The sequence below is a fragment of the Bradyrhizobium sp. CCBAU 53351 genome (genome assembly GCF_015291745.1).
In the GTDB taxonomy this organism is placed as follows: Bacteria; Pseudomonadota; Alphaproteobacteria; order Rhizobiales; family Xanthobacteraceae; genus Bradyrhizobium.
The window spans coordinates 2,382,075-2,406,502 of the sequence record NZ_CP030059.1 but is presented as its reverse complement, the minus strand read 5'-3'; the positions used below and the strand labels follow the sequence as shown (position 1 = coordinate 2,406,502).

General features: G+C 66.0%; 20 protein-coding genes. 7 read left to right on the top strand and 13 right to left on the bottom strand.

What is annotated here, in order from left to right; all coding sequences use genetic code 11:
• Window positions 1-202: 202 nt before the first annotated feature.
• The 8 genes from XH83_RS11295 to hpaR form a co-directional block, all read right to left on the bottom strand.
• On the bottom strand, window positions 203-1,081 hold the full coding sequence (locus XH83_RS11295; RefSeq protein WP_194407066.1) for a transglutaminase family protein: 879 nt from the start codon (window positions 1,079-1,081) through the stop codon (window positions 203-205).
• Entirely contained in the window at window positions 1,078-3,615 is a 2,538-nt protein-coding gene (locus XH83_RS11290; protein WP_194407065.1) for a circularly permuted type 2 ATP-grasp protein, read from the bottom strand. Before XH83_RS11290 ends, XH83_RS11295 begins: the two co-directional genes overlap by 4 nt.
• A 27-nt stretch (window positions 3,616-3,642) precedes the next feature.
• Entirely contained in the window at window positions 3,643-6,912 is a 3,270-nt protein-coding gene (locus tag XH83_RS11285; protein ID WP_194407064.1) for a DUF2126 domain-containing protein, read from the bottom strand.
• 334 nt (window positions 6,913-7,246) lie between these two features.
• Complete coding sequence (locus tag XH83_RS11280; protein ID WP_194407063.1) at window positions 7,247-8,551, bottom strand: methyl-accepting chemotaxis protein; 1,305 nt, start codon at window positions 8,549-8,551, stop codon at window positions 7,247-7,249.
• Window positions 8,529-9,047 (bottom strand): PAS domain-containing protein, encoded by a 519-nt coding sequence (locus tag XH83_RS11275; RefSeq protein WP_194407062.1) that lies wholly within the window; start codon window positions 9,045-9,047, stop codon window positions 8,529-8,531. The genes XH83_RS11280 and XH83_RS11275 overlap by 23 nt, the downstream gene beginning before the upstream one ends.
• 228 nt (window positions 9,048-9,275) lie before the next feature.
• Window positions 9,276-10,799, bottom strand: a complete 1,524-nt coding sequence (locus XH83_RS11270; protein WP_194407061.1) for a UxaA family hydrolase — start codon at window positions 10,797-10,799, stop codon at window positions 9,276-9,278.
• Window positions 10,800-10,965: 166 nt separating this feature from the next.
• Window positions 10,966-11,742 (bottom strand): HpcH/HpaI aldolase/citrate lyase family protein, encoded by a 777-nt coding sequence (locus tag XH83_RS11265; RefSeq protein WP_194407060.1) that lies wholly within the window; start codon window positions 11,740-11,742, stop codon window positions 10,966-10,968.
• Window positions 11,743-11,856: 114 nt separating this feature from the next.
• The gene (gene hpaR / locus XH83_RS11260; protein WP_194407059.1) at window positions 11,857-12,375 is read right to left on the bottom strand and encodes a homoprotocatechuate degradation operon regulator HpaR; all 519 of its coding nucleotides are present in this window, start codon (window positions 12,373-12,375) and stop codon (window positions 11,857-11,859) included.
• 111 nt (window positions 12,376-12,486) lie between these two features.
• Here hpaR and hpaH point away from each other — a divergent pair, with 111 nt between their 5' ends.
• The 3 genes from hpaH to XH83_RS11245 all read left to right on the top strand — a co-directional run bounded on the left by hpaH (window position 12,487) and on the right by XH83_RS11245 (window position 15,437).
• Entirely contained in the window at window positions 12,487-13,293 is an 807-nt protein-coding gene (gene hpaH / locus XH83_RS11255; RefSeq protein ID WP_194407058.1) for a 2-oxo-hept-4-ene-1,7-dioate hydratase, read from the top strand.
• Window positions 13,294-13,323: 30 nt separating this feature from the next.
• Complete coding sequence (locus XH83_RS11250; protein WP_194407057.1) at window positions 13,324-13,722, top strand: 5-carboxymethyl-2-hydroxymuconate Delta-isomerase; 399 nt, start codon at window positions 13,324-13,326, stop codon at window positions 13,720-13,722.
• Between the two features lie 86 nt (window positions 13,723-13,808).
• Window positions 13,809-15,437 carry a thiamine pyrophosphate-dependent enzyme gene (locus tag XH83_RS11245; RefSeq protein WP_194407056.1) on the top strand — a complete coding sequence of 543 codons (1,629 nt, stop codon included), beginning with the start codon at window positions 13,809-13,811 and terminating at the stop codon, window positions 15,435-15,437.
• On the opposite strand, the gene XH83_RS11240 is transcribed toward XH83_RS11245, so the two are convergent.
• From XH83_RS11240 to XH83_RS11220, 5 genes are all read right to left on the bottom strand, one after another.
• Complete coding sequence (locus tag XH83_RS11240) at window positions 15,415-16,659, bottom strand: MFS transporter (RefSeq protein WP_194407055.1); 1,245 nt, start codon at window positions 16,657-16,659, stop codon at window positions 15,415-15,417. The genes XH83_RS11245 and XH83_RS11240 overlap by 23 nt on opposite strands.
• Window positions 16,660-16,716: 57 nt before the next feature.
• Window positions 16,717-17,370 (bottom strand): DNA oxidative demethylase AlkB, encoded by a 654-nt coding sequence (gene alkB, locus XH83_RS11235; protein WP_194407054.1) that lies wholly within the window; start codon window positions 17,368-17,370, stop codon window positions 16,717-16,719.
• Between the two features lie 9 nt (window positions 17,371-17,379).
• Window positions 17,380-18,126 (bottom strand): 2OG-Fe(II) oxygenase, encoded by a 747-nt coding sequence (locus tag XH83_RS11230; RefSeq protein WP_194407053.1) that lies wholly within the window; start codon window positions 18,124-18,126, stop codon window positions 17,380-17,382.
• A 179-nt stretch (window positions 18,127-18,305) separates the two neighbouring features.
• Window positions 18,306-18,992: a DUF2848 domain-containing protein gene (locus tag XH83_RS11225; RefSeq protein WP_194407052.1), complete on the bottom strand. Its 687-nt coding sequence runs from the start codon at window positions 18,990-18,992 to the stop codon at window positions 18,306-18,308.
• A complete protein-coding gene (locus XH83_RS11220; protein WP_194407051.1) occupies window positions 18,985-20,334 on the bottom strand; it encodes an amidase in 1,350 nt (449 codons plus the stop codon). Before XH83_RS11220 ends, XH83_RS11225 begins: the two co-directional genes overlap by 8 nt.
• 177 nt (window positions 20,335-20,511) lie before the next feature.
• On the opposite strand from XH83_RS11220, the gene XH83_RS11215 reads away from it, so the two are divergent.
• The 4 genes from XH83_RS11215 (at window position 20,512) to XH83_RS11200 (ending at window position 24,407) form a co-directional block, all read left to right on the top strand.
• On the top strand, window positions 20,512-20,925 hold the full coding sequence (locus XH83_RS11215; protein ID WP_027568974.1) for a Zn-ribbon domain-containing OB-fold protein: 414 nt from the start codon (window positions 20,512-20,514) through the stop codon (window positions 20,923-20,925).
• A 3-nt stretch (window positions 20,926-20,928) separates the two neighbouring features.
• Window positions 20,929-22,068: a thiolase gene (locus tag XH83_RS11210; protein WP_194407050.1), complete on the top strand. Its 1,140-nt coding sequence runs from the start codon at window positions 20,929-20,931 to the stop codon at window positions 22,066-22,068.
• A 145-nt stretch (window positions 22,069-22,213) separates the two neighbouring features.
• Window positions 22,214-23,128: an SDR family NAD(P)-dependent oxidoreductase gene (locus XH83_RS11205; RefSeq protein ID WP_194407049.1), complete on the top strand. Its 915-nt coding sequence runs from the start codon at window positions 22,214-22,216 to the stop codon at window positions 23,126-23,128.
• A gap of 115 nt (window positions 23,129-23,243) precedes the next feature.
• Window positions 23,244-24,407 carry an SMP-30/gluconolactonase/LRE family protein gene (locus XH83_RS11200; RefSeq protein WP_194407048.1) on the top strand — a complete coding sequence of 388 codons (1,164 nt, stop codon included), beginning with the start codon at window positions 23,244-23,246 and terminating at the stop codon, window positions 24,405-24,407.
• The last annotated feature ends 21 nt before the right edge of the window (window positions 24,408-24,428 follow it).

Genomic DNA, 24,428 nt, shown 5'->3' with positions numbered 1-24,428 from the left:
CCCCTCCGCCGCTGGTGTCCCATGCCATCTCCCGAAGTCTCTATTGTTCTCGACGCGACGCCAGCATAGCCCATCTTGGGCCGAGTAACCAAATGCTGGAACGAGAACACGAAAAAATGTTGCGGTTGTGCTGTGCGACATCACGGTTGCGCTAACGGCTCGCTACACCCCGCGAGCGGGCTGCGGGAGACGCTGATCGCGGTCATTCCACCAGCAGCACGTCGACGGCGACGCCGAGCTTCTGCTTGGGCGAGCCGACGATGATGCCGTCGATCGGCGAGACGTCGGAGAAGTCGCGCCCGACCGCGAGCACGATATGGTCGTTGCCGATCAAGAGGTCGTTGGTCGGGTCGAAATCCACCCAGCCCAGCACCGCACCGCACCACAGCGAGACCCAGGCGTGGGTGGCGTCGGCGCCCTGCAGGCGCGGCTGGCCCGGCGGCGGAATGGTGCGCAGATAGCCGCTGACATAGGCCGCCGGCAGACCGAGCCCGCGCAGCCCTGCGATCATCACATGGGCAAAATCCTGACAGACGCCGTGGCGCTTGTCGAAGACCTCGGTCAGCGGCGTCGAGATCACCGTCGCCTTCGGGTCGTAGCGAAATTCGCCGCGGATGCGGTGCATCAGATCGACGGCACATTCGAGGATGGCCGCGCCGGGCGGAAAGCTTTCCGCCGCATAAGCGCTGACCGGACGGAGCACCGGCACCAGCGGGCTCGCAAAGACATAGCCAATCGGCGAGGACGGCCCGAGGCTGGTCGCCTCGAAGGCAATGTCGCGAATGCTTTCCCAGGCAGGGCTCGCCGCATCGCGCGCCGGCGGCTGCCGCGAGATGGAGACACGCGACCGTGAATCGATCCGCAGATTGCGATGCGCGGCTTCGATCACCACGCTCTCGGTCAGCGTGCCGAAGAAATCGCGCCGCACATTGCGCTCGGCAGGACGCGGACGGATCTCGACACTGTGCGAGATCAGCTCCTGGCCGGCGCCGCTTCTGGGCTCCAGCCGCAGCGTGCAGCGGGCGAAGCTGACCGGACTCTCGTATTCGTAGGTGGTGACGTGACGAATGTCGTAGATCACGCCAGCCCCGTCAGCTTTTCCGGCCGGGCGGCATTGGGGCCATGCGGGAAGTAGTGCTGCCCGATCGCATCCGCGAGGCTGAGCAGGTCCTGCTCCAGCGCGAACAGCGTCTTGACCTCGAGCTTCTCGGCCTCCGCCGTCGCAAGCATCGCCTGCATCGCCACCGCCAGCCGCTCCGGCTTCTCGATCAGGCCGTGCTCCCTCAGGCTCGGCAGCGCGGCGATGTGCTCGTTCAGCGTCGTCACCTGGAACGCCACCGACCGCGGATTGTAGCCGTCGAGCACGGCGAGGTCGCGCACCGGCGCCAGGATCGGCGCCAGCAGATAACGCGAGCGGTATGTGATCTGGCAATCCACCAGGGTGAGCAGGATGTCGAGGTCCTCGTCGCCGGCCTCGTCATAGGCGAATTGGCGCGTGAAGCGCGTGGTGTTGATGGCACGCTCGGTGCGGCGGCCGATGTCGAGGAAGCGCCAGCCGGCGGCGCGGTTCATGTTCTCCTGCGCGAGGCCAGCGAAGCTCGCCAGCTCCTGCAAGGTCAGCTCGGCCGCGCTCAGCACGCTGTCGTCGTCCTCGACTTCGTACGCCAGACGCTCGGCCATCTCGGTGATGACCTGCCAGGCATCGGGCGACAGCCGCTCGCGCAAGGAGGTCGCCGTGCGCTGCGCCGCGCGGACCAGTGACAGGGCCGAGCCGAAACGATCAGGGCTCTGCAGCGCTTCCGCCACGATGCGCCCGGACGCGGTGCGCGATGTCTGCGAGACCGCGCCCCAGGCTACCAGCAGGCGCTGGATGCGTTCGGCCGATTGCAGCGAGGCCGCAGTGCCCTTGTTGGGTCCGCTCGGCGAGCCCAAAGCGCGCACCAGGCGCAGCGTCGCCTCGGCGCGTTCGAGATAGCGGCCGAGCCAAAACAGATTGTCGGCGGCCCGGCTCGGCAGCACGCCGGCGATGCGGCGGATGCGGACCTTGTCGGTCGCCGGCAGCAAGGTCGCGGTCGAGACCTGCTTGTCGGAGACGATCCAGACGTCGGCGGCGCGCGCACCGTCGCCCATCGACACGGCGCGCGCGTCCGGCTGTTCGGCGATCCGGCAGAAGCCGCCGGGCATGATGGCCCAGCCGTCGGGCGTTGCGGCGGCGAACACGCGCAGCACGAAAGGACGCGGCGTGATCTGACCCTGCTCCCACACCGGCATGGTCGAAAGCCGCACCACCTCCTGGCCGACATAGTCCATGCCGCGCGTGGTGATGGCGTCGACCAGGCGCTGGCGGTCGCTTGCATCGAGCTCGCTCGCGAGCACCGGCCCTGCGCGGTCGAAACCGGGCACGCCGCGCCGATAGGCGCCTTCGATCGCGACCTCGTCGAGCCGCGCCAGCACCTCCTCGCGCGCGCTGCGCTGGCCGCACCACCAGGTCGCGATATGCGGCATCTTCAGCTCTTCGCCGAGCAGGCGCCGGCTCAGCGCCGGCAGGAAGCCGAGCAGCGCCCGCGCCTCCAGGACGCCCGAACCCGGCATGTTGGCGACGACGACGCCGTCCTTGCGCAGCACGTCGATCAGGCCGGGCACGCCGAGATGCGAGGACGCATCGAGCTCGAGTGGATCGAGCGAATTGGAATCGACGCGGCGCAGCAGCACGTCGAGCCGCTTGAGGCCGGCAACGGTGCGGATGTGGATGCGGTTGTCGCTGACGGCGAGATCGTCGCCCTCGACCAGGAGGAAGCCGAGATAGCGCGCCAGCGTGGCGTGCTCGAAATAGGTTTCGCTGAAGCTGCCGGGGGTGAGCACGCCGATGCGCGGCTCGTCGCGGTCGGCGCGTGCGCGAAGAGAGTCGCGAAAGGCCTCGAAGAACGGCGCGACGCGCGGCACGTTCATCGACTTGTAGAGGTCGGAGAAGGCGCGCGACAGCACCAGGCGGTTCTCCAGCGCGTAGCCCGCGCCTGATGGGGCCTGGGTGCGATCGCCGAGCACCCACCAGCGGCCGTCGGGACCGCGGCCGACATCGGCGGCATAGAGCGAGAGATAGCGCCCGCCCGGCGGCGGCACGCCACAGACGGGGCGGAGGTATTCCGGGCTACCGGCGATCGCGGCCGCCGGCAGCGCGCCCTCGGCGACCAGCCGGCCCTCGCCATAGATATCGGCCAGCACGCGCTCGAGCAGCTCGGCGCGCTGGGTGATGCCGGCGCAAAGCTGCCGCCAATCGGTCTCGTCGATCAGAAGCGGCAGATGGCTGATCGCCCAGGGCCGGTCGGCGCTGTCGCCGGGGGCGCGGTAGGTGACGCCGGCCTCGCGGAGGTGGCGGTCGGCCATGCCGAATCGCCGCTCGATCTCGTCGGGCGCGAGCGCGCCGAAGGCATCGAAGAAGCGGCTCCAGACCCCGCGCGGGGCGCCGTCCGACCCCAAGAACTCGTCGGGGATGCCGGGCAGCCGGCGATAGTCACGGACCCATTGCGCGAGGCGGCGCTGGCTCTCACGTTGTCCATCACGTTGACTTGGCGCCCTACCCGCCTGGTCGTTCTCTTCGGCTGCGCCCTCGGCCATGCGCCTCTCCCTGCCCCACCATCATACTCATTGCAGGAGCGGAGTCCGCAAGTCGAGGGTCAGCGGGAACTCATTTGTGCGTTCCTCGGGCGGCGGCTGGACCGGTCCCGGGGTATGGCCGTGGTCCTGGAAGCGCGCCAGACGCCGCGCCTCGGCCTCATAGGTGTTGACCGGCTTGGTATCGTAGCTTCGGCCGCCGGGATGGGCGACATGGTAGACGCAGCCGCCGAGCGAGCGGCCGTTCCAGGTATCAATAAGGTCAAACGTCAGCGGTGCGTGGACCGGGATGGTCGGGTGCAGGCCGGAGGCCGGCTGCCAGGCCTTGAAGCGGACGCCGGCGACAGCCTCGGCCGAGCGGCCGGTCGAGGTCATGGGCAGGCGGCGGCCGTTGCAGGTGACGATGTGGCGGCCCTCGACGAAGCCCTCCGCCTTGACCTGGAGCCGCTCGACCGAGCTATCGACATAGCGCACGGTGCCGCCGGCCGAACCCTCCTCGCCCAGCACGTGCCAGGGCTCCAGCGCCTGGCGCAATTCCAGCGTGACGCCGCCGTGATGGACGCGGCCAAAGGCGGGGAAGCGGAATTCGAGCTGGGCCAGATACCATTCCGGCTCGAACGGGTAGCCGAACTGCTTGAGCTCGCCGAGCACGTCGAGGAAGTCTTCCCAGATGAAATGCGGCAGCATGAAGCGGTCATGCAGCGCGGTGCCCCAGCGCACGAACTTGCCAGCTTGCGGCTCGCGCCACATCTTCGCGATCAGCGCGCGGATCAACAGCTGCTGCGCCAGCGACATGCGCGGATCGGGCGGCATTTCGAGCGCGCGGAATTCGACGAGGCCGAGCCGGCCCGTCGGCCCCTCCGGCGAGTAGAGCTTGTCGATGCAGATCTCGGCGCGGTGGGTGTTGCCGGTGATGTCGACGAGCAGGTGGCGGAACAGGCGGTCCACCAGCCATAGCGGCGTCTGGTACCCCGGCGGCGGCACGTGCGAGAGCGCGATCTCGAGCTCGTAGATGCTGTCGTGGCGGGCTTCGTCGATGCGCGGCGCCTGGCTGGTCGGGCCGATGAACAGGCCGGAGAAGAAATAGGACAACGAGGGATGCCGCTGCCAATACAGCACGAGGCTCCTCAGCAGATCCGGCCGACGCAGGAACGGCGAGTCCTGCGGGCTCGAGCCGCCGATCACGACGTGATTGCCGCCGCCGGTGCCGGTGTGGCGGCCGTCGACCAGGAAGCGGTTGGCGCCGAGACGCACCTTGCCGGCGTCTTCATAGAGACCGGAGGTGATCTCGACCGCTTCGCGCCAATTCTTTGCCGGCTGGATGTTGATCTCGATCACGCCAGGATCGGGCGTCACCTTGATCACCTCGATGCGCGGATCGAACGGCGGCGGATAGCCTTCGACGTGAACCGGGAGCTGCATCTCCTCGGCGGTGGCTTCGAGCACGGCGACCAGCTCGAGATAATCCTCGATGCGCTCGACCGGCGGCATGAACGCGCAGATGACGCCGTCGCGGACTTCCACCGACATCGCGGTGCGCACCGGGACGACCGTATTGAGGTTTTCAGGGGCGGCCCGCGGTGGTAATTCCGGACGCGCCGCGAGCGTGAACACCGGCAGCTTGCCGCGGGACTCCATCGGGTCCTGCTCGACGATGTAGGGATATTGGTTCGGCGGGACGTAGCCGAGCGACCCGATCGGCAGGCGCAAGCCCAACGGTGAATCGCCCGGCATCAGGAACAGATGATTGCGCCGCAATTGCCAGCGCTCGCTGCGCCAGCGCGGCGGCGCGTTCCAGCGCTGCACCGGCAGCACGAAGCCGCGCGGCGTGTTGAGGCCCTCGTCGAACACCCGCGCCATCCGTGCGCGCGCTTCCGGATCGGACAATTTGGCGTCGGAGGGATCGACATTGAAAGGAAGCTCGGCCTCCTTCTGCAGCCAGTAGGCGGTGTCCTCATAGGCCGGCATGATGTAGCCGGGATCGAGGCCGAGCCGGGCCGCGGTGCCTTCCATGAAGGCCTCGGCGTCTTTCACCTCGGCGCGGCGCGGATGTTCGATCCTGGCGATCAGGTCTGCATTCTTCCAGATCGGCACGCCGTCCTTCCGCCAGTACAGGCCGAAGGCCCAGCGCGGCAGGCTCTCGCCCGGATACCATTTGCCCTGGCCGTAATGCAGCAGACCGCCGGGCGCGAAGCGCGTGCGCAAGCGGCGGATCAGATCATCGCCGAGCGCGCGCTTGGTCGGGCCGACGGCTTCCGTATTCCACTCCGCAGCTTCGAGATCGTCGACCGAGACGAAGGTCGGCTCGCCGCCCATGGTGAGCCGCACATCGGCGCTCGCGAGATCACCGTCGACCTGCTCGCCGAGATCGTTGAGCCGCGCCCAGGATTCGTCGGAGAACGGCTTTGTGATGCGCGGCGCCTCGCGGATGCGCTTCACGCTCATGTCGAAGGCGAACTCGACCTCGGCAAAGCCGGCGCCGCCCGAAATCGGCGCGGCGGAGCGATAATGCGGCGTGGCGGCAACCGGGATGTGGCCCTCGCCCGCCAGCATGCCGGAGGTCGCATCGAAGCCGATCCAGCCGGCGCCGGGCAGATAGACCTCGACCCAGGCGTGCAAATCGGTGAAGTCGTTCTCCACCTCCGGCGGGCCCTCGATCGGGTCAATGTCGGGGCGGATCTGGATCAGATAGCCGGAGACGAAGCGCGCGGCGAGCCCGAGATGACGGAAGATCTGGATCAGCAGCCAGGCGGAGTCGCGGCATGATCCCGCACCCGAGGCAAGCGTCTCCTCCGGCGTCTGCACGCCCGGCTCCATCCGGATAATGTAGCGGATCTTCTTCTGCAGTTCGCGATTGAGCTCGACCAGGAAGTTGACGGTGTTCGGAGCGTCCTGCGGGATCGTATCCAGATATTTCGCAAACAGGCGATCGGGCTTGATGGTCTCTAGATAGGGTGCGAGTTCGGTCTTGAGATCCCTGGGATATTCGAACGGAAAGCTGTCGGCATAGGGCTCGACGAAAAAGTCGAACGGGTTGACCGTGGTCATCTGCGCCGTGAAATCGACCTCGATCTTCAATTCGGTCGTCTTCTCCGGGAAGACGTAACGCGCGATCCAATTGCCCAGTGGATCCTGCTGCCAGTTCACGAAATGGTTGGATGGCGTGACCTTGAGCGAATAGCTCAGGATCGGCGTACGCGTATGCGGCGCCGGGCGCAGGCGGATGGTCTGCGGACCAAGGTCGATCGGGCGGTCGTATTTGTAGTGCGTGACATGATGCAAAGCGACGTAGATCGACACGGGGTGCGGTGCTCCAGCAGCTTTTTTGAGCAGAACACCTGATGTGGGTGCGATCAAGCACTAACAACGGGCAGCGGGTGCCTAGGTAAGTTGCGGCTGGGTGCTTTCCTCCTTCTTCCCTTGCGGGAGAAGGTGGCATAGGCGGCCTTCAGCCGCCGTTCCTAAGAACGCCGAAGCGAAGTTCGGGTATGGCGCCGGATGAGGGGTATGTCTCTGCGGACTCGGTGCAGGATCACTTGCGGAGAGAACCCCTCACCCGTCTCGCCGCTACGCGGCGAGCCACCCCTCTCCCACAAGGAGGGAGGGAAGACGGCGCCGTCCTCTCCGCGACAGCCTACGCCGCCGAGGTCAGTCTTTGCAAAAACTGCGTCACCTCGCGGCGGAGCGTCTCGACTTCGCCGTGGACGCGCTCGGAGGCGCTGTTGACGCGGCTGGCGACGCGGCCGGTGTCGGCGGCGGCTTCACTGATGCCTGTCACGTTGGAGGAGACCTGCGAGGTGCCGGCGGAGGCCTCCTGGACGTTGCGGGCGATCTCCCGGGTCGCGGAGCCCTGCTGCTCGATCGAGGCCGCAATGCTCGCGGTGATGCCGTCGATCTCGGCGATGGTCTGTGCGATCGCCTCGACGGCTGCGACCGAATTGGTCGTCGATTGCTGCATCTCGCCGACCTTGGCGCTGATCTCCTCGGTCGCCTTCGCGGTCTGGTTGGCGAGGCTCTTGACCTCGGAGGCGACGACCGCGAAGCCGCGGCCGGCCTCGCCCGCCCGCGCCGCCTCGATCGTGGCGTTGAGCGCCAGCAGGTTGGTCTGCTCGGCGATCTCGCTGATCAGCTTGACGACGTCGCCGATCCGCAGCGCGGCATCCGCAAGGATGCGGATCTCGCTGCCGGCACGATTGGCCTCATCGACGGCGCGGCCGGTGCTGGTGGTCGAGCCCTCCACCTGGCGGCTGATCTCCGCGATCGAGGATGTGAGTTGCTCCGCGGCGCTCGCCACCGTCGCGACGTTGCTCGAGGCCTGATCGGACGCGTTGCGCATGCCGGAGGTTTGGCGGCTCGTCATCTCCGCCGCGGCCGCCATCTGGCCGGCGTCGGATTCGAGATCTGTCGCGGCGCTCATGAGGCTGCCTGCGACGTCGTCGAGATGCGTGCCGAACTGCTGGGCGAGGCCCGCGATCTCGACCACGCGGCGGCCGAGGCTGTCGGTGCCGGCATTGATCACGGTGGCCGAGCGGCGGAACGAGCCGGGCAAGCCGCGCGCGAGGATCTTGCGGAAATACTTGCCGCGGCTGGCATAGTCCATCGACGCCGAAGCCTCGCGCACGAAGGCGTCGGTGATGTCGAGCATGTCGTTGACGGATTTCTGGATGGCGCCGATCCGCCCGGCCTGGCGCTCGCTCAGGATCCGCGCTTCGAGATCGCCGCGCGCCGCCTTGCGGCAGACGTCGGCGACTTCGTCGACGGCCAGTGCCGCGCGATGCTGGCACCAGAGCCCATAGCCGAGCAGCGCGACCGTCGCGCCGAGCAACGCGGCGCTGGCCACTCCGGTCACACCGATAACAGAGAGAACAAAAGCAACGACGGCAACAACACACGCGAGCGCGGTCGCTCCCTGCGCCTTAGAGAGAGAGCACAAATTCATCGTAACCGACACCGTTTTGCTTGAGCAGACCGACCATCACGTCGAAGCTCGCGCGCATGCCGTCCTTGGCATTGGCGTGGCGCGCCTCTTCGGCGCAGAGCGCCTTGTAGATCGGCTTGATTTTCTCGACCGGCGCCGGATCGGGCCTGCGCCGATTGGAATGATAGCCGATGATGTTGCCGCGATCGTCGAGCGTCGGGGTGACATGAGCGAACACCCAATAATGGCTGCCATCCCCGGCGAGATTGACGACGTAGGCGAAGATTTCCTGCTTGGCCTGGAGCGTATCCCATAGCAGCTTGAAGACGCAGCGCGGCATGTCGGGATGGCGGATCAGGCTGTGGGGCGCGCCCATCAGTTGCTTCCAGGGATATTTCGCCATGCGCAGAAAGACGTCGTTGGCGTAGGTGATGCGTCCCTTGAGATCGGTCTTCGATACGATCAGCTCCTCCTCACCGAGGAGATTCTCCACCCCAGTAGGACGTATCGCTTGCATCGTCTGATCCCTGAACAAAGGCCGGCCCCACCACGCTGTGGAGCCGCATCACGCCCTGTCTACGGCAACAGTGTTAATCAGGTGTAAGCTTGGGAACTTGCGGGCGCGATACGCGCCTCCGTATCATTACTTAGCGAGCGATCGTTGCGTCGGGCGCAACTGCACGCGCCGCCGTTATCACTTGATTCAATTGCGACTGCATCGCGATTGCATCGGTGCGTAGCGCGACTACATCGTCGCGCCGAGCACCCAGGGCGCGAACTCGGCGCCGCCGAAATCAAAACTCTCGCTCTTGGTCGGCTGGCCCGAGGCCGTCTTCAGGATGAGGTCGAAGATGCGCTGGCCGCATTCCTGCACGCTTTCCTCGCCTTCGAGGATGGTGCCGCAATTGACATCCATGTCCTCTTCCATGCGCTTGTACATCGGCGTGTTGGTGGCGAGCTTGATCGAGGGCGCCGGCTTGCAGCCGAACACGCTGCCGCGACCGGTCGTGAAGCAGACGAGGTTGGCACCGCCGGCGACCTGGCCGGTCGCCGCGACCGGGTCGTAGCCGGGCGTGTCCATGAACACAAAGCCCTTCTTGGTGATGGGCTCGGCATAGCGCAACACCTCGACGAGATTGGTGGTGCCGGCCTTCGCCATCGCGCCGAGCGACTTCTCCAAAATGGTGGTGAGGCCGCCGGCCTTGTTGCCGGGACTCGGATTGGCGTTCATCTCGGCGCCTTCGCGCGCGGTGTAGTCGTCCCACCAGCGCATGAGATCGACCAGCTTCTCGCCGACCTCGCGGCTGACGGCACGGCGCGTCAAGAGATGCTCGGCACCGTAGGTTTCCGGCGTCTCCGACAGGATCACGGTGCCGCCGTGGCGCACGATGAGATCGCTGGCAGCACCCAGCGCCGGATTGGCGGACACGCCGGAATAGCCATCTGAGCCGCCGCATTGCAGAGCCACGGTGAGTTCGCTTGCCGGCACGGTTTCGCGCCTGACCTTGTTGGAATCCGCCAGCGCCTCGCGCACGAAGGCGATGCCCGCCTCCACCGTCTTGCGGGTGCCGCCGACCTCCTGGATGTCCATCGCGCGCAGGCGGCCGGCGAGCTTCTGCTCTTCCATGAGTCCGCCGATCTGGTTCACCTCGCAGCCGAGGCCGAGCACGATGACGTGGGAGAAATTGACGTGCCGCGCATAGCCGCCGAGCGTGCGGCGGAGCAGCGCGAGCGGCTCGTTCTGTGTCATGCCGCAGCCGGTCTTGTGGGTCAGCGCGACCACGCCGTCGACATTGGGGAAATCGGCCAGCGGATTGTCGCCGGTGAAGGGATTCTTCTTGAAGACGTCGGCGACGAGGCTTGCGACATGCGCGCTGCAATTCACCGAGGTGAGGATGCCGATATAGTTGCGGGTGGCGACACGGCCGTCCGGACGGCGGATGCCTTCGAACGTTGCCGGCAGATCGAAATTCGGTGTCGGCTTGACGTCGGCGCAGTAGGCGTAGTCCTTGGCGAAATCGCCCATGCCGATGTTCTGCACGTGCACGTGCTGACCCGGCGCGATGGCTTGGGTCGCAAAGCCGATGATCTGGCCGTAGCGGATCACAGGTTCGCCCACAGCGAACGGCCTGATCGCGACCTTGTGGCCGGAGGGAATGCGCTCGACCGTGGTCACGCCGTCGGCCACCGATGTCCCCGGCGGCAGGCTGGCGCGCGCGATCAGCACGCCATCATCGGGATGCAGGCGGATGACGGGGCTGATGGTCATGGGAGGTCTCCTTGGCTCTTCAAGTATCGTGCCCCGGACGCTGCGCTGCGCGACAGCGGTGCGCTGCAGATCCGGGGCCCAGTGTTACGTCATGTGCTTGACAGCGACTGGGTCCCGGCTCTGCGGAGCAGCGCTTTGCGCTGCGCCGCGTCCGGGACACACAAGCTCAAGCCTTGCCGCCGGAATCCTTGCGGGTCGCGTTGACCTGCATCTTGGCGTAGGTCGTCATCAGGCCGACCTCATTCGACAGCGTCACCAGCTTGAAGCCCATGTTGATGGCGCGCGCTGCGCCTTCGGCGCCGCTGCAATGGATGCCCGGATTGAGGCCGCGCTTGCCGCACTCCTTGATGATCTTCTCGTAGATCGCGAGGATCTCGGGCTCCGAGCGGTCGAGCTTGGGCTCGAGGCCGTAGGAGAAGCCGAGATCGGACGGGCCAATATAGACGCCGTCGATGCCCTCGACGTCGAGGATCGCTTCCATGTTCTCGACCGCGGTCTTGGTCTCCATCATCGGCAGCAGGATGGTGTCGGCGTTGGCGGTCTTCTGGTACGAGCCCGCGGTGCCGTACATGCCGGCGCGGATCGGGCCGTTGGAGCGGACGCCCTGCGGCGGATATTTCGAATAGGAGACGAGGTTCCTGGCTTCCTGCGGCGTGTTGACCATCGGGCAGATCACGCCATAGGCGCCGCCGTCGAGCACCTTGCCGATGATGCCGGGCTCGTTCCAGGGCACGCGGACCATCGGGGTGACCGGATGCTTGTCCATCGCCTGGAAGCATTGCACCATCGACAGATAGTCCTGCACGCCATGCTGCATATCGACGGTGACGCTGTCGAAGCCGCATTGCGCGATCATCTCGGCCGAGAAGCCGGAGGGAATAGCCAGCCACGCGTTGACCACGGCCTTGCCCGACTTCCAGATGTCCTTGACCTTATTGCCCACGTTGCTTTCCTTCCCTGTTGCTTTCACTCGCCGCGGATCGGGTTCGGCCGCACTTTGAGCGAAAAAAAGCGTGAATGTCCATGGCTCTCGCCGCGCACGCGCGCATATCTGGGTTCACCCCTCCGCGAGGGTATCATCCGCGCTTCCGAGCCCGGCAAGACTGTGTTCGAGTTCGCTCAGCATGTCCTGCAATTCGGCGAGCTTGCGTGCGCCAAAGCGTCGCGTGATCTCGGCATAGATCGCTTCGGAATTCGGCGCCACGGCGGCCATCAGCTTCACCCCCTCTTTGGAGATCGAGACCATGCTGCGGCGTTGGTCGGCTTTCGCGATTCTGCGCTCGATCAGATTGCGCGCCTCGAGATCGCGCAGGATGCGTGACAGGCTCGGTCCGAGCAGGAACGCCGTGCGCGCGAGTTCCGTGACCTCGACCGCTTCGATCGCCGCCAGCGCGCGCAGGATACGCCATTGCTGCTCGGTCAGGCCGTGCTCGCGCAGCGAGGGACGAAACTGCCGCATCACCGCTTCGCGCGCCCGCAGCAGCGACATCGGCAGCGAGCGCGAGAAATCGCGCATCGGCACCTGACGTGTGGCGGACACGCTTCCGTTCGCTGGATCAGCCGGTTTCTTCACCATGATGCCCTTTCAAACCGCAGGAAGTTTGCGGTGCAGCAAGCCGAAATGGGGTTTGACGCATTCATTTAACATGTTAAGCATCTCGCGGCACCTCAATTTGTAAGATCGCAAATGGCGCTTTCCGACGACGATATCCAAGCCTGCGCGAGGCGTCTGCACCAGGCGGAGAAGACCCGTACGCAGATCCGGCAGCTCTCGCAGGATTTCCCCGGCATTACCATTGCCGATGCCTACGCGATTCAAAAGGCCTGGGTCGACGTCAAGATCGCGGAGGGGCGCACCGTCAAGGGCCACAAGATCGGCCTGACCTCGAAGGCGATGCAGAGCGCGCTCAACATCGACGAGCCGGATTCGGGCGTGCTGCTCGACGACATGTTCTTTGCCGATGGCGGCTTGGTGCCGACCGAGCGCTTCATCGCGACGCGGGTCGAAGCCGAGCTCGCCTTCGTTATGAGCAAGCGCCTCTCGGGCCCCGACTGCACGCTGTTCGACGTGCTCAACGCCACCGACTTCGTCGTGCCGGCGCTGGAGATCCTCGACACCCGGATCGAGCGCGTCGATCCCGCCACGAAAGCGACGCGGAAGATTTTCGACACCATCGCCGACAATGCGGCGAATGCCGGCATCGTGCTCGGCGGCCGGCCGATCCGCCCGCTCGACGCGGACCTGCGCTGGATCGGTGCGCTGTGTTTCAAGAACGGCCAGCTCGAGGAGACCGGCCTTGCCGCCGGCGTGCTCAATCATCCGGCGACCGCGGTGGCGTGGCTCGCCAACAAGATCGCGCCGCTTGGGCTCGCGCTCGAACCGGGCCAAATCGTGCTCGCGGGCTCCTTCATCCGTCCGATCGAGACCCGCAAGGGCGACACAATTCAGGCCGATTATGGCGCCTATGGCTCGGTGAGCTGCTACTTCGCGTAAGGCAACAAGACGACAGGGAGTGAAAACGCGATGCCGCATTTCACGATCGAATACTCGGCCAATCTCGACGGCCGTCTCGACATGAAGCTGGTGTGCGAAGTCGTGCGCAAGGCGGCGGTCGAGACCGGCATCTTCCCGCTCGGCGGCATCCGCGTCCGCGCCATCCGCTGCGAGCATTATGCGATCGCCGACGCCAGACAGGATTACGGCTTTCTCGACATGGTGCTCCGCATCGGCGAGGGCCGCGACCTCAAGACGCGACAGCAGGCCGGCGAGCACGTCTTCCAGGCGCTCTCGCGCCATCTCGATCCCGTTTTTGCCGCCAGCAAGTTCGCCTTGTCGTTCGACATGCAGATCAACGACAAGGACACCAGCTGGAAGCGCAACAACATCCACGACGCCCTGAAAGCGGATGCACAAGCGGGTTGATGTTTTTCGAAGCCGCGGGCGTCCGAGTTCTGCCAAAATGGCAGTGTCGCGGATACCCGAACGTCAATTGAATTGGATTTAGCGCAATGACCACCCTCACCGGCGGCGAAGCAATCGTAAGCGGCCTGGTCGCCCACGGCGTCGACACCGTGTTCGGCCTGCCTGGCGCACAGGTCTACGGCCTGTTCGACGCCTTTCACCAGGCCCAGCTCAAGGTGATCGGCGCGCGGCACGAACAGGCCTGCGGCTACATGGCGTTCGGCTATGCGCGCTCCAGCGGCAGACCCGGCGTGTTCAGCGTGGTGCCCGGCCCCGGCGTACTGAATGCCAGCGCGGCGCTGCTCACCGCCTTCGGCTGCAACGAGCCGGTGCTGTGCGTCACCGGCCAGGTGCCGACGCCATTCCTGGGCAAGGGCCGCGGCCATCTGCACGAGATGCCGGACCAGCTCGCGACCCTGCGCACCTATGTGAAATGGGCCGACCGGATCGAATATCCAGCCAACGCGCCGACAATCGTGGCGCGCGCCTTCCAGGAGATGAATTCGGGCCGGCGCGGCCCCGCCTCGGTCGAGATGCCCTGGGACGTCTTCACGCAGCGCGCCGCAACTTCGGCGGCCCGGGTGCTGGAGCCGCTGCCCTCCCCGCAACCAGATCCCGATCTGGTCAAGCAGGCGGCGGCGCGGATCAAGGCCAGCAAGGCGCCGATGATCTTCGTCGGCAGCGGCGCGATCGAGGCCGGCGAGGAGATCCTCGAACTCGCCGAGATGATCGATGCGCCCGTCGTCGCCTTCCGCAGCGGGCGCGGCATCGTCTCCAACGCGCATGAGCTCGGCCTGACCATGGCCGCGGCCTACAAGCTGTGGCCCACGACCGATTTGATGATCGCGATCGGCACGCGCGCCGAGCTGCCGGCGTCCGGTTTCCGCTGGCCCTATCAGCCGAGCGGCCTCAAATCCATTCGCATCGACATCGACCCGGCCGAGATGCGCCGTCTCGCCGTCGATACCGCCATCGTCGCCGATGCCAAAGCCGGCACGGCCGACCTGGTCACGGCGGTGAAGAAAGCCGGCCATGCGCGGACGCGTGGGCGGCGGGAGGAGATCCGCGAGGCCACCGCGGCCGCGCAGGCCGAGATCCAGCGCATCCAGCCGCAGATGGCCTATCTCAACATTTTGCGCGAGGTGCTGCCGGCGAATGCGATCGTGACCGATGAATTGTCACAGTTCGGCTTCGCCTCCTGGTACGGCTTTCCGATCTACCAGCCGCGCACCTTCATCACTTCGGGTTACCAGGGCACGCTCGGCTCGGGCTTCCCGACCGCGCTGGGCGCCAAGGTCGCCAATCCCGACAAGCCGGTGGTCGCCATCACCGGCGACGGCGGCTTCATGTTCGGCGTGCAGGAGCTTGCCACCGCGGTGCAGTTCAACATCGGCGTGGTGACCTTGGTGTTCAACAACAACGCCTACGGCAATGTCCGCCGCGACCAGCGTGAACGCTTCGACGGCCGCGTGGTGGCGTCGGATCTGGTCAATCCGGATTTCGTCAAGCTCGCGGAGTCATTTGGCGTTGCGGCTGCGCGCGTTACGGCGCCGGACCAGTTCAAGGCAGCGATGGAGAAGGCGCTTAGCCATGGCGGGCCGTATTTGATTTCGGTGGAAGTGGCGCGGGATTCCGAAGTCAGCCCGTGGGCGTTCATCCACCCGCCGAAGCCTTGATCTGAGCACCGCCGCCCTGTAGCCGCGCCGCCGCGATCACCAGCAAGCCCGCGCCTGCGACCGACCAGCAGGCGACCGGCGCCCAGTGCAGCAGCGGCGCGTATTCGGGCATCTTCTGCAGGCCGCCAGCGACGGCCGCCATGCGTGCGAACGTGCCGAGGGCGAGTGCGGAGAAGACCAGGCCCGTGACCTTGCCCTCGGCGCCGGTCGAGCCGATCGCGAGCGCAGCCGAGATCGCGCTCATCAGCATGCAGCCCCATGCGGCGCCGGCGAGAAACTGCGCCGCGATCAGCGTATTGAGGTTGCCGGCGAGCTCGGCCGCCGCGATCGCGACCGCGCCGAGCAGTCCTGCGGCGCCCATCACGATCAGGCCGCCGCGATGCTTGACGACGAGACTCGCCGGAAACATCGCGATGTTGAAGCCGATCCAGAACACCGGCATCAGCCATTGCAGTTCGCCGGATGCCGCGAACCGCAGATAGGCCGGCGCACTGTTCATGGCAAAATGCAACTGGTAGCCGAGCGCGAGCGCGACCATCGCGACGATGAAGGCGATCGGCACGAGACCGAGCGGCTTTGCCGCCTCGTCCGGCCTCGGCGGCATGGTGTCGCGCGCCACGTCGTGCTCGATCCGCGACAGCCCGAGTGCCGTGAGCAGCAGCACCACGCTGGAGATGACGAAGGGCAGCTGCGCATCGTGCTCGCGCAGCACCACGCCGAGATAGGGCGAGACCGCGCCGGCGACGCCGTAGCCGAGCATCGCCAGCGCCGCGAGGAACGGCGCCTGCGGCTTGGCGCGGTGCTTGCCGAGCAAGGTCAGCGGCGGCGCGCGCAGCGCCGAGGAGGTCGCCGACCAGATCACGATCAGTGCGATGAACCAGCCTTGCGCAGCCGCACCGGTTCCGGCGACGAAGGGCAGTGCCACGAATGCGGCGCAGGAGATCGCGGTGACGATCCCGACGAACAGGCCGAGCCGGCCGGCGTAAGGCGAGAGCTTGTCGGCGGCGATTCCCATCGCGGTGTCGGCAATGGTGAAGATGGCCTGATCCAGCATCAGGATAAGGATGACGGCGCCCGGCGCGATCCCGACCTCGGCGGCGAGCTTCGGCAGGTAGATGACGTAAGTTGTCCAGCCCAGCGTGAACACCAATTGCAGCGCGGCCAGATAAAGGCCGGTGCGATTAGCCGTCCCGGCATCCGCCGTGTGCTCGATGGTCGTCATGTCAGCCGCCTCCCCCCGGTCCCGAGCTTAGACGAGCCAAGCGGGCGAGGAAACGCCTCAGCGCGTTCGGCGGAAGGTCAGATTGATCCGCTTCCGCCCGAGCAGCGCATGCTCGCCGTAGGCGAGCGGCGCGACGCCGTGATAGGCGAGCCTGGACGGGCCGCCCCAAACCACGACATCGCCGTGGACCAGCCGGAAACGCCGCGGCCTGTCGGCGCGAGCGAGGCCGCCGAACAGGAAGGTCGCGGGCAGCCCGAGCGAGACCGAGACGATTGGCGCCGAATAATCCAGCTCGTCCTTGTCCTGATGCAGCGACAGCCGCGTGCCGGGCTCGTAGCGGTTGACGAGGCAGGCATCGGGCGCGAAGCCGGTAAAACCGCCCTGCTCCGCCGCGCGGCGAGCGAGATCGCGCAGCACCGGTGGCATCGCCGGCCAGGGCGCGCCGGTTCTGGGATCGATGGGATCGTAGCGATAGCCGGTGTGATCGGTGATCCAGCCGCGCTCGCCGCAATTGGTCATCGCCACCGACATCAGGTGGCCGCCGGGCGTGGTCATGCGGCGGAACGGCGATTGCGCCACGATGGCGCGCACGGCGTCGATCAGCTCGCTCTCGATCGGCGTGACGAAGCCGCGCAACAGTACGGCGCCGTCTGCGATCTCCTCGCGCGACGGCTGCGCCTCGGCAACGCTGTCGAACAAATCAGCCGTCAATGGCTCCGCTCATTTCGCGTCGTGAAAGATCACACCCAGCGTGTGGCGCTGACCGGACCTGATCCGGCTGACGCCATGGCGGAGATTAACGCGATAGGCGCCGCGTGTCCCCTGCACCGGGCGGTGATGCACAGCGAAGGCGACCGCGTCGCCCTGCGCGAGCGGCACCACCTCTGCGCGCGATTGCATGCGCGGGCGCTGCTCGGTCAGCACGAACTCGCCGCCGGTGAAGTCGCGGCCCGGCTCGGACAGCAGGATCGCGACCTGCAGCGGGAACACGTGCTCGCCGTAGAGGTCCTGGTGCAGGCAGTTGAAGTCCCCGGCCTCATATTGCAGCAGCAGCGGCGTCGGCCGCGCCTGCCCCGCCTCGTGGCAACGCTTGAGGAAAGCGGCATGCACGGCGGGATAGCGGATGTCGATCCCCATCGCTTCGTTCCAGCGATTGGCGACGGGTTCCAGATGCGCATACAGCGCAGGCCGCAATTGCGCGATCAGGTCGGGCAGCGGATAGGCGAAATATTTGTATTCGCCGCGGCCAAAGCCATGGCGGCTCATCACGATGCGGCTACGAAAATGCGCATCGTCAGGATAGAGCGCCGCGACGGCGCGGCACTGGTCCGGCGTCAGCAGGTTTTTCAGGACGGCACAGCCCTGGGAGTCGAGCTCGGCGGTGATCTGCGACCAGTCGAGGGCATCGACGTGCGATGCAAGATCGGGCGCAGCATCGACATCGGTAATACGTTTCGCGATTGCCATGGCGATGATCCTGTCTCTCCGTCATTCCGGGGCGCGACGCAGTCGCGAGCCCGGAATCCATTCCTCCACCGATTTGCTCCACGATGGATTCCGGGTTCGCGCCAAGAGGCGCGCCCCGGAATGACGAAGAATGTTTGGCAGAACGCAACGGCTACGACCACCCGATTCCCGTAGGGAACCTAGCCCCGCACCGGCAGCGTCACGACGTCGTAGCCGTGCCTGATTGTACGTTTCAGCACGGGGTCCTCGAGCTCGAAATCGAACCGCTCCGCCGGGCGAATGCCGCCTTTGGCGGCGAAGGTACCGCCGAACATGGCGCAGCCGTCGGGGAACTTGCCGCCATCGAAGCCGCGCGCGATCAGGTCATTGACCGGCAACATCGCGTCCAGTGTGCCCTCCTGGTAGAGCACGCGTTCGCCCTTGATGGTGGCGTAGGAGCGCAGGATCATCTTGTCCCAGTGGCCGATGACGTCCTCGAGCTCCCACAGCGTGGAAGCGACCGGCTTGTCGCACATCTGCTTGGAGACCGTGACGTTGTAAGCCTCGACCTTGCGGTCGGTATGATCCGAGCCGCAGCCGACGAAGATGCGGCCCTGCCAGCCGATCAGCACGAACTCGACCTCGCCGGAGGAATCGCCGCCCGTGCATTCGATGCTGTCTTCCTGGGTCAGCCGCCGCGCCGAGGCGCGGTAGTAGATCGGCGTCGAGGCCGGTGGGGCGATGCCCATCTCCTGCAGCTCTTTGATGTGCTTGTCGCGCGCGACGGGATCGCGGCCGGTCCAGCCGGCGATGACCATCTGGTCGATCGCCAGCGTCAGCGGCGTGGTGGTATCCTGGGCGTCGACGGTGAAAGTGAGGTCAAACACGAATGACGGCCTCCATGCCGGCAGCAAGTTCGAAGATGCGGCGGTCCGAACCACCGCTACCAGCCAGCATCAGGCCGACGGGAACGTCGCCCTGGCGATGCGCAGGGAGCGAAATGGCGCAGCCGTCGATCATGTTGATCAGGGTGCAGTTGCGCAGCGCGCGCAAATTCTGCGTGGTGAACGCCTTGTCGTCGGCCAAATCCGAAATCTTCGGCGGCGTGTTGGCCGTGGTCGGCAGCACCAGCGCGTCATAGGGCGCGATGCGTGCATTGACGCGGGCGATCAGCGAGCGGCGCTCGTTGAGCAGATCAATGTAGTCGGCCGCGCTCTGCGCCTCGCCGCGCATGATGCGAACGGAGACGCGGGGATCGTAGACGTCGCCCTTCGACGTGAGGAGATAGCGATGCCAGGCATAGCTCTCGGACGCGGCAAAGCCGCCCTTGGCGTTCATCGGTCCGATGTCGTGGAATTCGGCCATCTCGATGCGCTCGATGATGGCGCCGTGGTCGGCCAGCGTCTTCAGCGCGCGCTCGAAGGTCTCGGAGACCTCTGCGTCGAGGTCGTCGAGCGCGATGGTGGTCGGCACCGCGAGCCGCATGCCCTTCACCGGGCGCGGCTTGAGCGCAGTGATCGGCTCGTTCGCGAGCACGGCATCGAGAATGGCACAGCAGCTGACCGATCGTGCCAAGGGCCCGATGCTGTCGAGCGAGAACGACAGCGGCACCGAGCCGTCGAGCGGCACGCGCCGCTGCGTCGGCTTGTAGCCGACGATGCCGTTATAGGCCGCGGGAATCCGGCAGGAGCCGCCGGTGTCGGTGCCGAGGGCGCCATGTGCCATGCCGTCGAGCACGGACACCGCCGCGCCCGAGGACGAGCCGCCCGGCACATGGCCGGCAGCCCGGTTCCAGGCGCCTTTCGGCGTGCCGTAATGCGGATTGATGCCGATACCGGAATAAGCGAACTCGGTCATGTTGGTGCGGCCGATCACGACGAAGCCGGCTTTGCGCAGCCGCGCCACCGTCGCAGCATCCTGCTCGGCCGGCGGCGAATCGTCGAGCGCGCGGGAGCCGGCGCGCGTCACCTGGCCCTTGATGTCGAAGAGATCCTTGATCGAGACCGGAATGCCGGCATAGCGCGACGGCGCCGCCTTCACCTTGCGCAAGCCGTCCATCGCATCCGCCGCGGCAAGCGCAGCGTCCTTGTCGACATGGAGGAAGGTGCGCCGGCCCTCGCCCGAGGGATCGGCGATCCTGGCGATGCACGCCTCGACCAGCTGTCGGGAGGTGGTGCGGCCGCTTTCGAGGTCTTCGGCGATTTTTGCCAGTGTCGGAAAATCGGGCATGTCTGTCTCACGGAATATTGTCGCGCGCAATCTATAGCGCTGGCTGAGTTCGACACAAGCATTGTGCGCATGATGGCATGCATGCGTATTGCTGGACCGTTGACGCACGATAGCCGATTGTCGCATCAAGATCGAAACAGGCGGGCGCCAAGCCTGTCTCTTGGAGGAGCCGCCGAGATGGCCGAACCGCAGCGCGCGCGACCGAAACCGACGCCGGAGACCCAGCATTTCTGGGACGGCACCAAAGCCGGCGAATTGCGCCTGCAGCGCTGCGACGCCTGCGCGCATGTCTACTTCCCGCCGCGCCCGTTCTGCCCGTCCTGCGCCTCGCGCAAGGTCAGCATCTTCAAGGCAAGCGGCAAGGGCTTCCTCTACAGCTACGTGATCAACCACCGGCCCGCCGCGCCCGGCTTCACGCCGCCCTACGCGATCGCCGTGGTGGAGCTTGCCGAGGGGCCGCGGATGATGAGCAACATCATCGACTGCCCGCAGACGCCGGAGGCGCTCGAGCTCGACATGAAGCTCGAGGTCGCCTTCGAGGCGCTCGACGACAAGATCACCCTTCCCGTCTTCCGTCCGGCGAAGGGGTAAGCCATGCGCAAGAACCAGGTTGCCGTCGTCGGCGCGGCCGAGACCACTGAGCTCGGTGTTATCCCGAATATGTCGCAGCTCCAGCTTCACGCGGATGCGGCGCTGAATGCCATCGCGGATGCCGGGCTGAAGTTGTCCGACATCGACGGCTTCGCCACCGCGGTCGAGACGCCGCAGCAGGTCTGCCATTATCTCGGCATCAAGCCGACCTGGGTGGACGGCACCTCGGTCGGCGGCTGCTCGTTCATGCTGCACGTTCGTCACGCCGCGGCAGCAATCGAGGCCGGCCTGTGCAAGACCGTGCTGATCACTCATGCCGAGAGCGGCAAGTCGATGATCGGCAAGGCGCCGCGCTCGATCCCCGCCGATAGCCTGCAAGGCCAGTTCGAGGCGCCCTACGGCGTCTACGGCCCGCCCAGCATGTTCCCGATCCCCGTGCTGCGCTTCATGAAGACCTACGGCATTACCCACGAGCAGCTGGCTTCGGTCGCGGTGGTGCAGCGCGAATGGGCGGCGAAGAATCCGCGCGCGATGATGAAGGACCCGATCACCGTCGCCGACGTTCTCAACTCGCGCATGATCGCCTATCCGTTCCGCCTGCTGCAGTGCTGCCTCGTCACCGATGGCGGCGGCGCGCTGATCCTGACCTCGGCCGACCGCGCCAAGGACTTTCCGCGCAAGCCGGTCTACATCATGGGCACCGGCGAGAGCGTCGAGACGCCGATGGTCAGCCAGATGGAAACGTTCAATTCTTCGCGGGCGTTCAAGACCGCAGGTCCCCTCGCGTTCAAGGAAGCCGGGATCGCGCACAAGGACGTCGATCATCTCATGATCTACGACGCGTTTGCGCATCTGCCGCTGTTCGGCCTCGGCGATCTCGGATTCATGCCCCATGAGGAGACCGGAAAATTCATCGCGGACGGCAATACGCGGCCCGGCGGGAAACTGCCGCTCAACACCAATGGCGGCGGATTGAGCTATATGCATTCGGGCATGTACGGCATGTACGCGCTGCAGGAGAGCGTGCGACAGATGCGCGGCATCGCGCCGGCGCAGGTGCCGAACGCGACAATTTCGGTGTGTCATGGCGTCGGCGGAATGTTCGCGGCGAGTGGCACGATCGTGTTTACGAACGAGAGGTAGCTGGCTGTCATTCCGGGGCGGCGCAAAGCGACGAGCCCGGAATCCATCGTGCAGCGAGCGAGGCGGAAAAATGGATTCCGGGCTCGCGCCAAGAGGCGCGCCCCGGAATGACAGCGGAATTTCGAACACATAGCGGAGAACCCACATGAGCAAATCACTGCAGGACAAGGTCATCATCGTCACCGGCGCAGGCCGCGGCATCGGGCGCGAGATTGCGCTCTTGTGCGCGGGCGAAGGCGCCAAGGTCGTCGTCAACGATCCCGGTGGCGCCTCCGACGGCGCGGGCTCGAACGCGGCACCGGCCGAGGAAGTGGTCGAGGAGATCAAGAAGCGCGGCGGCACGGCGGTCGCCAATTTCGAGAGCGTCGCGGAAGCCATTCCCGCCAGCAAGATCGTGAAGACGGCGACCGATCATTTCGGCCGGCTCGACGGCGTCGTCAACAATGCCGGCATTTTGCGCGACATGATCTTCCACAAGATGAGCGTGGAGGCGTTCGAGGCCGTCATCAAGGTGCATTTGATGGGCTCGTTCTACGTCTCTCACGCCGCGGCGCGGATCTTCCGCGAGCAGGAGAGCGGCTCGTTCGTGCACTTCACCTCGACCTCGGGCCTGATCGGCAATTTCGGACAAGCCAACTACGCTGCAGCCAAGCTCGGCATCGTCGGCCTCTCCAAATCCATCGCGCTCGACATGGGCCGCTTCAACGTCCGCTCCAACTGCGTCTCGCCGTTCGCCTGGACGCGCATGATCGGCACGATCCCGACGGAGACTGAAGCGGAGAAGGCGCGGGTCGAAAAGATCAAGCAGATGGGACCCGAAAAGATCGCCCCGCTGTGCGGCTATCTGCTCGGCGACTCCGCCAAGGACGTCACGGGACAGATTTTCGGCGTGCGCATGAACGAGATCTTCCTGTTCAGCCAGAACCGCCCCATTCGCTCGGTGCAGCGGAGCGAGGGCTGGACGCCGCAGTCGATCGCGGAACACGGCATGCCGGCGCTGAAGGGCTCGTTCTACAAGCTCGACCGCTCCGCCGACATCTTCACCTGGGATCCCGTCTAGCCGGATCCCTTCTATTGCTGCATTGCGATCTCCGGTTGTTCGGCCGGAGATCGCCCGCTTTACGCCCGAATGCGGGCGGATGGTCTCCTCCCAACAAAAAAATCGGGAGGCGACCATGACGATACCCCAGCCTATCATCACCGATTCCGGCGAACCCGTTCTCGCCCGCCGCACCCTGCTCAAGGGCGCCGCCGCAGTCGCGGCAACGGGCATGACCATCGGCGCGGCCGGCGCTGCTTCCGTGGCGCCCCTGGGCCAGACCGGCGCGCCGACGATGTCGACGGCGCCATTGCCGCTCGGACCGTTGCCCGGCAGCCGCTACCCGGATGCCCACCTGGAATCCGCCAAGAAAGGGCCGCCGACATTCGGCCCCTCCGGTTTTCCCGCCTTCGCAGGCACCATGGCGGTCGAGCGCGTCGCGACCGGCTTCCGCTGGGCCGAGGGGCCGGTCTATTTCGCGGCAGGCCGTTATGTGCTGTTCAGCGACATCCCGAACAACCGCATCATGCGCTTCTCGGAGGATGACGGTCACCTCAGCGTCTATCGTCAGCCCTCGATGAACTCGAACGGCAACACCATCGATCGCGAAGGACGCCTCATCACCTGCGAGCACAGTGGCCGGCGCGTGACGCGGACCGAGCTCGACGGCTCGATCACCGTGATCGCCGACAAGTTCAACGGCAAGCGGCTGAACTCGCCGAACGATGCAGTCGTCACCGCCGACGGCGCGATCTGGTTCACCGATCCCGCCTACGGGATCGGCGGGTTCTACGAGGGGATCAAGGCCGAGCCCGAGCAGGAGAAGAAGAATGTCTACCGGGTCGACCCCAAATCCGGCGAGGTCAAGGTCGTGGTCGACGACTTCGTCGAGCCGAACGGGCTCGCCATCTCGCCGGACGAGAAGAAGCTCTACATCTGCGACACCGGCTTCACGGACGGGCCGGACAATCCATCGCATATCCGCGTGTTCGACCTGGACGTCGCCGCGGGCAAGGTCTCGAACGGCAAGGTCTTCGCCGAGATGCCGAAACCTGGCATCACCGACGGCGTCCGCTGTGACACCGAAGGGCGGGTCTGGTGCTCGGTCGGCTGGGGCGATCCGAACGAGGACGGCGTGCGCTGCTATACGGCATCGGGCGAATTGCTCGGCAAGATCCACATTCCGGAGACCGTGGCCAACCTCTGCTTCGGCGGCCAGCAGCGCAACAGGCTCTATATTTGCGGCTCGACCTCGCTCTATGCGGTCTACACCAGCGTGCAGGGCGCGATGAAGCCGTGAGGTAGCGCGAGTGGCGAGTGG

Bases quoted from the DNA above. Each gene is read 5' to 3' on its own strand.
- XH83_RS11280 (WP_194407063.1), bottom strand. From the start codon at position 8,551: ATGAATTTGTGCTCTCTCTCTAAGGCGCAGGGAGCGACCGCGCTCGCG.
- XH83_RS11210 (WP_194407050.1), top strand. From the start codon at position 20,929: ATGCGCAAGAACCAGGTTGCCGTCGTCGGCGCGGCCGAGACCACTGAG.
- XH83_RS11250 (WP_194407057.1), top strand. From the start codon at position 13,324: ATGCCGCATTTCACGATCGAATACTCGGCCAATCTCGACGGCCGTCTC.
- XH83_RS11230 (WP_194407053.1), bottom strand. From the start codon at position 18,126: ATGGCAATCGCGAAACGTATTACCGATGTCGATGCTGCGCCCGATCTT.
- XH83_RS11275 (WP_194407062.1), bottom strand. From the start codon at position 9,047: ATGCAAGCGATACGTCCTACTGGGGTGGAGAATCTCCTCGGTGAGGAG.
- XH83_RS11220 (WP_194407051.1), bottom strand. From the start codon at position 20,334: ATGCCCGATTTTCCGACACTGGCAAAAATCGCCGAAGACCTCGAAAGC.
- hpaH (WP_194407058.1), top strand. From the start codon at position 12,487: ATGGCGCTTTCCGACGACGATATCCAAGCCTGCGCGAGGCGTCTGCAC.
- hpaR (WP_194407059.1), bottom strand. From the start codon at position 12,375: ATGGTGAAGAAACCGGCTGATCCAGCGAACGGAAGCGTGTCCGCCACA.
- XH83_RS11240 (WP_194407055.1), bottom strand. From the start codon at position 16,659: ATGACGACCATCGAGCACACGGCGGATGCCGGGACGGCTAATCGCACC.
- XH83_RS11215 (WP_027568974.1), top strand. From the start codon at position 20,512: ATGGCCGAACCGCAGCGCGCGCGACCGAAACCGACGCCGGAGACCCAG.
- XH83_RS11270 (WP_194407061.1), bottom strand. From the start codon at position 10,799: ATGACCATCAGCCCCGTCATCCGCCTGCATCCCGATGATGGCGTGCTG.
- XH83_RS11290 (WP_194407065.1), bottom strand. From the start codon at position 3,615: ATGGCCGAGGGCGCAGCCGAAGAGAACGACCAGGCGGGTAGGGCGCCA.
- XH83_RS11245 (WP_194407056.1), top strand. From the start codon at position 13,809: ATGACCACCCTCACCGGCGGCGAAGCAATCGTAAGCGGCCTGGTCGCC.
- XH83_RS11205 (WP_194407049.1), top strand. From the start codon at position 22,214: ATGAGCAAATCACTGCAGGACAAGGTCATCATCGTCACCGGCGCAGGC.
- XH83_RS11200 (WP_194407048.1), top strand. From the start codon at position 23,244: ATGACGATACCCCAGCCTATCATCACCGATTCCGGCGAACCCGTTCTC.